At 45.8% G+C, this 6,530-nt stretch carries 3 protein-coding genes; all 3 read right to left on the bottom strand.

The window, feature by feature from the left end; all coding sequences use genetic code 11:
• Window positions 1-56 precede the first annotated feature (56 nt).
• Genes GVY04_19420 through GVY04_19410 form a run of 3 tightly spaced genes read right to left on the bottom strand, consistent with a single transcriptional unit; the run spans window position 57 to window position 6,274 of the window.
• Entirely contained in the window at window positions 57-281 is a 225-nt protein-coding gene (locus tag GVY04_19420) for a hypothetical protein (protein ID NBD18221.1), read from the bottom strand.
• Window positions 282-322: 41 nt separating this feature from the next.
• On the bottom strand, window positions 323-3,223 hold the full coding sequence (locus tag GVY04_19415) for a site-specific DNA-methyltransferase (protein NBD18220.1): 2,901 nt from the start codon (window positions 3,221-3,223) through the stop codon (window positions 323-325).
• A 9-nt stretch (window positions 3,224-3,232) separates the two neighbouring features.
• The gene (locus tag GVY04_19410) at window positions 3,233-6,274 is read right to left on the bottom strand and encodes a DEAD/DEAH box helicase family protein (GenBank protein ID NBD18219.1); all 3,042 of its coding nucleotides are present in this window, start codon (window positions 6,272-6,274) and stop codon (window positions 3,233-3,235) included.
• Between the last annotated feature and the right edge of the window lie 256 nt (window positions 6,275-6,530).

Below are 6,530 nucleotides of genomic sequence, written 5' to 3'. Positions count from 1 at the left end.
GGGGGAGATCGCCTATCGCCCAAATGTAAGTCGAGATAGTAGAGGTCGTAAGACAGCTACCGTTTCGCAGTTTGATGGGTAGGAAGCCCCAACCTCGCGATAGCAGGTTGGGGTAGTTCACGGTCGGCAATGATTTCTTCTTTGCTGTCTATTAGATCATATTCTGCCGTTAATGCTTCTAGAATTGTTTCCCATGTTTCTAGAGGAATTAATACATCTGTCGTTTTCCCGTTTTGGTTAGTTAGATAACGAATTTGTTGTTTGATCTGTTCTAAATTGATATTTTCAGTGTGGTTATTCATTTCACTTTTGATGTTCTCCTTTAATCCACGTTAAACACTTTCATCACTTCATCGCCCAAATGATTGATTACTTTCACCGCAATGCGTCCCGACGCTGGCTTTTCAAAAGGACGGGACACTTCACTATAAAGACTATCCCAGCCTTCTTGGTCAATTTCTGATTTGAGCGTTGTTTTTAGTGATTTGTAGGGGTCGCCTGTTCCCAGAAAATAGGCGTGGCGCACAAAGAAACTTTCTTCGTTGTAGTCAGTGTCGATAAACCAGCAAGCAATGCCATCGGGACCACTAGAACGCACTTCTCCAGATTGGGGATGAAACACATCAACGCCGTGAATCTGGACTTGAATTTGATTGTCTTCAACAGGTTTGATTTCGATATCAGGCTCACCAAAAATGACGAACAAGTTGCCAGACCCTGTATTTTTCAGGTCATCGGCCATGTGTAGTTCCGCATTCATGTGGGCTTTTAACACTGGGATGCGTCCTAATTTATTGAACTCAGCCGAGTGAGCATCATAGTTGAAAGCACAACTAATCAGAACATCAAATCCTGCATCCCCAGCTTCTCTTGCTGCTGCAACGAGATCCGGTCGAGAAACCGTACCAAATTCAGGACCGATAAAGATTCCCGCTCGTTTTTCGGTTTCGCTCTCGCCTTCGAGGTAAGTTCCTTCCGCGCAAATGTATTCCCCTGGCCAGCCGTTGATGGAGGTAAAGTTGATTTTGTCTTCCTTGTGGGCTTGTTGTACGCCAGAGGTTTTCAAATGTTCGAGGATAATACTGGCAAAGTCCCCTTTTGAATTGTCGGGGGATTCCTCCTGATTGCCATCCACCAGTTCATCATTCTCATTGACTGTGAGAACACGATGGGGAGAAAGGCTTTCTACGGTGAAGGGACCCGCCACTCGCACCTTCGATTTATCCTCATAGGGTTTATCGTAGAGAATTTCCTGTTCGGCGTTGGCTGCAATGGACTTGTCGATTTCTTTTTGACGGTTAATCCTCGCTTCCCAGAAAGCATCGAGTAAGGGCTGGGTTTCCTTGGGCCAATCTTCTGGTTTTTCCCGAGGAATTTCCCATTCCAGTAAGGCGTTAGCAGGGGCTTCTTCTCCTGATGGTAGTTTAACCGTGCCATTAGCGGTAAAATCAACCGTTTTTCCGTCTCGACCGCCAGTGGTTACTTGGAAGGGGGTTTGATGACCCTTGAGGGCATTGTTAAGATTTTCCAGGGCTGGGGTCACTTGGGGTTGATATTTTTCCCAGATTACGTCGATTTCACTATTTTTAGTAATGGCACCTAGAGTGATATGGGGAACTCGTTCATAGACAAAGCCTTGGCGGATATTCCCATAGGTTGGACTATTAGAAGGAGTGGTGCGACTAATTTCTGCTTCTTTTTTTTGTCCTTCGGGAGAGTCTGCCAATAGGTAGTAAGGATATTTTGCTCCCATCAGACGGGCGCGGGTAAGAGCGAGTGCAACACGAGAAGTATCAATCGTAATCCACCGACGACCCCATTGTTCGGCAACAGTAGCGGTTGTTCCTGAACCACAAGTTGGATCCAGCACTAAATCTCCAGGGTCTGTAGCCATTAAAATACAGCGTTTAACTACTTCCGTATTCGTTTGCACAACGTAAACTTGCTGTGTTGCACCGCTAGAATCTGCCCATAAATTGGTTATTCGACCAACTGGATAGTCGGCATGGAAAAGAACATATCTTAATGAGGAGTTACTTGGATGTATTCTTCTAGCCAATTTTAGACGAGACATCCCTGAAAAGTCTGTCTTCCAACTACTCTTTTTAGGTGGATTCCAGTTGCGTCCTTCAAAGTTGAATTTAAAATCTTGATTTGGTCTATATTGCGCTGGCAGTAAGGAAATAGGTTGATATACTTTAGCTTTGCTTGATAATAAAGAGTGATTTTCCCGCTCATTTTTGGAAAGACGAGTACGATATCCACCAGGTAAAATCATCTGTGACCATACAGCTTCACCTTCACTAATCTTTTCTGAAAAAATTGGATGGCTTTTAATAGACTCTCTATTTTTTGAATACCAAAGAATATAATCACTAACTCCTTCAGCAACATCTGACCCCAACGGCATCATTTTCTTACGAAAAGTAATAAGTGCAGCGAAATTTTCGTCTCCAAAAATCTCATCTAGAATAATACGAACTCGATGAACATTTTCATCTCCAATCTGAACAAAAACTGAGCCACTCTCACTTAATAAATCCCTTGCAACTGTCAAGCGATCCCTGAGATACGTCAAATAAGAATGAATCCCATCGCGCCACGTATCCCGAAACGCCTTTACCTGTTCTGGTTCACGGGTAATATGATCCGTCTTCCCATCTCTCACATCCCGTGTTGTCGTTGACCACTGAAAATTTGAGTTAAAACTAATCCCATAAGGCGGATCAAGATAAATACACTGCACTTTTCCCCGCAATCCTTCCCTCTCCGCCAGCGAAGCCATTACCTGCAAGCTGTCCCCTAAAATCAGGCGGTTTGTCCAATTCGCATCATGCTGGTAAAATTCTGTGGCTTTGGCTGAATCAGGAAGGCCGTTGAAGTCGGCAAAGAGGTCAAATTGTTTGTCTTGATCAGCTTCTGTACGCTCTTTACTCCGCTTGATTAAATCATCAATTAAAACCTTGGGATGTACCTTTTCCTGAATGTAGAGGGGCGGTGCATTGACTACTAAATCCGACCAATCCTGCTCATCTTTTCCTCGCCAGGTGAGTTGCGGATCTAAATCGCGATTGCGACGTTCATAAGCGACTTGGATTGGCGTCTTTTGCTCTTCAGGAACCACCGACTCATACTCTGCGGTGGGAATGTTAGTGCGGTTCGCTTTTTTATGGGTTAAGGTTTCAACTTGTTTGGCTTGGGATTGCTTTTTTTTCGTTGCCATAATTTGCTCTTAAGCCGCCTTCGCAGCAGTCAATTGATCCATTAGTTTGTTAAATTGAGATTCGATTTTGTAGACATCGGTTAGCTCAGCAAATGCCCAGCGTCCGAAACCGCCTAAGTTATTCACCCCTGGTATCCAGTAAGTCCGCATGGTATTCGCTTTTTCCTTGGCATTTTCCCCGCGATACCCTTTGATTTCGACAATGAGATTGAGATAATGCTCTTGTCCGTCATCAATTTGCACAATGAAATCGGGTAAATATTTCCTCGGCGTTGAACCCATCAAATACGGCACTTCCAGACCTAAATTGTGGTTTTTCACATAGGCATGAACTTTCGGATGCGCTTCCGCAACGCGGCAAAATTCCGCTTCCCAGTCGCTGTCGCAAATAATCCAATTGATATGGCAAGATCGGTGATTGGTTTGCCAACGATTGGGAGTAGAGGTGTTGAAGTTGACATAAGAGGTCGATCCAGTGGGATTATAGGCATCCAAGATTGCTTTCACCGGGCGTTCTCCCTTAATCGACTCCGTAATCGCCTGCTTAATCCGCTCACACGCCATGTCCGCAATTTCCTGATAAATCAACTGAGCGGGATACGTTCCTCCTTTGCACTTGAGATACCCACCATCCAGCCACTGGCGGGTAAGGCGTTTCAGTTGACCGAATAAATGAAGTTTGGGTTCTTCTCCAGGGTCGCGGTACTTGCTGTAGAGGAGATGCTTCGTCAAATGAAAGAGAATCGTTGACTGTCGCATTTTCTGCAAATGATCAATGGTTAGATCCACGCCTTCGCCAACAATCCCTTGGTTTTTAGTAATGGAAGGACCGACGAGATTCGGAGTTAATTCGAGGACAGAATCCCTGGAAAAGTGAGCAGAAAGCTGTTCTTCGGGTAATTCCACCCGATACCCTTCCACACGGGGAAACTGAATTTCGAGATGATCGCGATCCGGTTTCACCGCACAAACTTGAATCGTCTCTCTAGGCGGTTTGGGAGGGGCAACCACTGGCTTGGCGGTAAAATCGAAGGGAATGCCCAAGACATCGGCATATTCAGGATTAAATAAACCCTCTTCATTGAGATCGTAAGATTGTCGGCGCAAAGCCCGTCCCACCACCTGCTCACACAAAAGTTGCGTCCCAAATGCCCGTACTCCCAAAACATGAGTAACTGTTTGGCAATCCCACCCTTCCGTGAGCATCGATACCGAAACCACACAACGCACCGATTCTCCTAAACGACCTTTCTTGCCAACGGTGTTCATCACTTCTCGCAGTAAATCTTGCTCGGATATCTTTTGACCCGCCGCTGTGTCTCCCGTCCGTTGCACTAAGTCACGCCGAAAGCGTTCAATTTCTTCACTTGCAATGTCTCGAAAATTCTTATCAAGGGCTTCACCCGATTCCAGTTGCTCGCTATCAATTAACAGGGTTCGCGGACGTGCCAGGCGATTGCCATACTCATCGTAGTTGCGGAATAGAGAAAGTCTGCCTTGATGATAGGTTTCACTTTCTCCATCATTACCCATGCGATGAAAACCTGCGATATAGTCATGGACTAACTTCGAGGTTGACGTATTGTTGCAAACCACAATGAAAACAGGAGGAACGCTAATTTCTGCTTCTTCCCATAACTGGAACGTTTTTTCATAGTGACCGTACAAGGCTTCGAGCGCCGTTTGCAGTTCAGACGGAATACTTAACGGATCAAGTTTTTGACCTGTTTTGCCTCGCCCTTTCTTCGGCATTTCTTGACGGATATGTTCCCAGAGATTCCGAAACTTCGGCATCTCGCCACCAGGAATGTTATCCGCTACAGGGACGCGGGGCAGTTTAACAATACCGCACTCGATCGCGTCCATCAGAGAAAAGTCGCTAACCGTCCAAGGGAAAAGCGTTCCCTCTGCATAACCAGACCCTCGCAAGAAAAACGGCGTCGCGGATAAGTCATAGACGGTTTTAACGCCCAGCTTCCGTTGCACAATTTCTAAACCCGAAATCCAAAGCCGTGCCGCTTCATTATTTTTCTTCGCTTCATCTTTCTCATCCCCTTTCAGCGTTCCTTCCTCGTCATCGCTGTCTGGTTTGGCCCGATAGCAGTGGTGCGCCTCATCATTCAACACCACAATATTCTTCATGCTCATCAATTCCGGCATCACCCGCTGGAGCATTTGTCCTTCCGTCTCTAAGGTGTTGAGTTCCCCATCATGCCCTTGCAGTAAAGCTTTGGTCCCTTTTGAAACTTCCATACGTTCTCGCAGTTTGAAAGCATGGTAATTCGTAATCACAATTTTGGCTTTTTGGATGTCACCCAACATATCATTGGGAACTAACTCACGATTTTCGTAGTAGCTATCAGGATCATTGGGCTGTAAAACTCGCAGGCGATCGCGAATTGTGACACCTGGGGCAACAATGAGGAATCCCCGTGTAAAGCGTTTACTTTGCGGACGACGCACTGCATTAACCGTCTGCCAAGCAATCAACATCGACATAACAGTCGTTTTTCCCGCGCCTGTCGCCAACTTCAACGCTGTCCGATAAATTTCTGGATTGGCTTGCTCATTCGCATTAACCAGATGATTCAGATAACTTTCCCCTTTCTTCCCTAACTTCGGCGCCACCTCCATCAACCAGATTGCTGTTTCCACTGCTTCCACCTGACAAAAAAACGGACGAATGCCTTGAAAATCGTAATTCCGCCAATGTTGAAGCAATCGCGCTGTTTCCGGCGTTACTCTCCAATCTTTGGGATCTGATAATTGACGCCAAGCATTCACCTGGTCTCGGATGCCGTTGATAATCGGGGTCGGATCATACTGCTGTTCTTCTGTGGATAAACCGTCACCTGTATCCAAAACCAGTTCTTTTTGTGTGCCTCTAGACCCCTTGCGCTTCTTCGGTTTCGGGACGGGTGTAATAAACTCAGCGCGTCGTCGCTGTTTGAGAATTTGATTCGTTGGCTGACCGTCTTCATCTAATTCCCAATGTCGAGAGGGATAAATGTAGGGGGAATTCAGAATCGGATGTTCAAAAAAATCGGCCAATGGAAACACTCCTCTAGAAAAGCACGAAAATAACCTCACTTAAGTTTTTATTTTTAAGTGAATTAGGTCATTAATCCAAAATGATTGAATATAGCTTTCCCCAGAGATTATTCCAATTGATCACCCATTTTGTTAAGTGACATCTCCCGGCGCTGACCTATCGGTACAGCGCGGGCTTCCCATCCTCACGAATGGGCTTTCCTGCGTAGCACTTGCCTATCAGTTGACCCGGCAGTACGCTGCGTCCGGCAGAAAC

It is taken from the genome of Cyanobacteria bacterium GSL.Bin1 (assembly GCA_009909085.1).
GTDB lineage: Bacteria > Cyanobacteriota > Cyanobacteriia > Cyanobacteriales > Rubidibacteraceae > Halothece.
Note: the sequence above shows the minus strand (reverse complement) of the source record. Positions and strands in the feature narration are given on the sequence as shown.

What these genes read in the sequence shown, in the direction of transcription:
- GVY04_19415 (NBD18220.1), bottom strand. Translation starts at nt 3,223, where the DNA reads ATGGCAACGAAAAAAAAGCAATCCCAAGCCAAACAAGTTGAAACCTTA.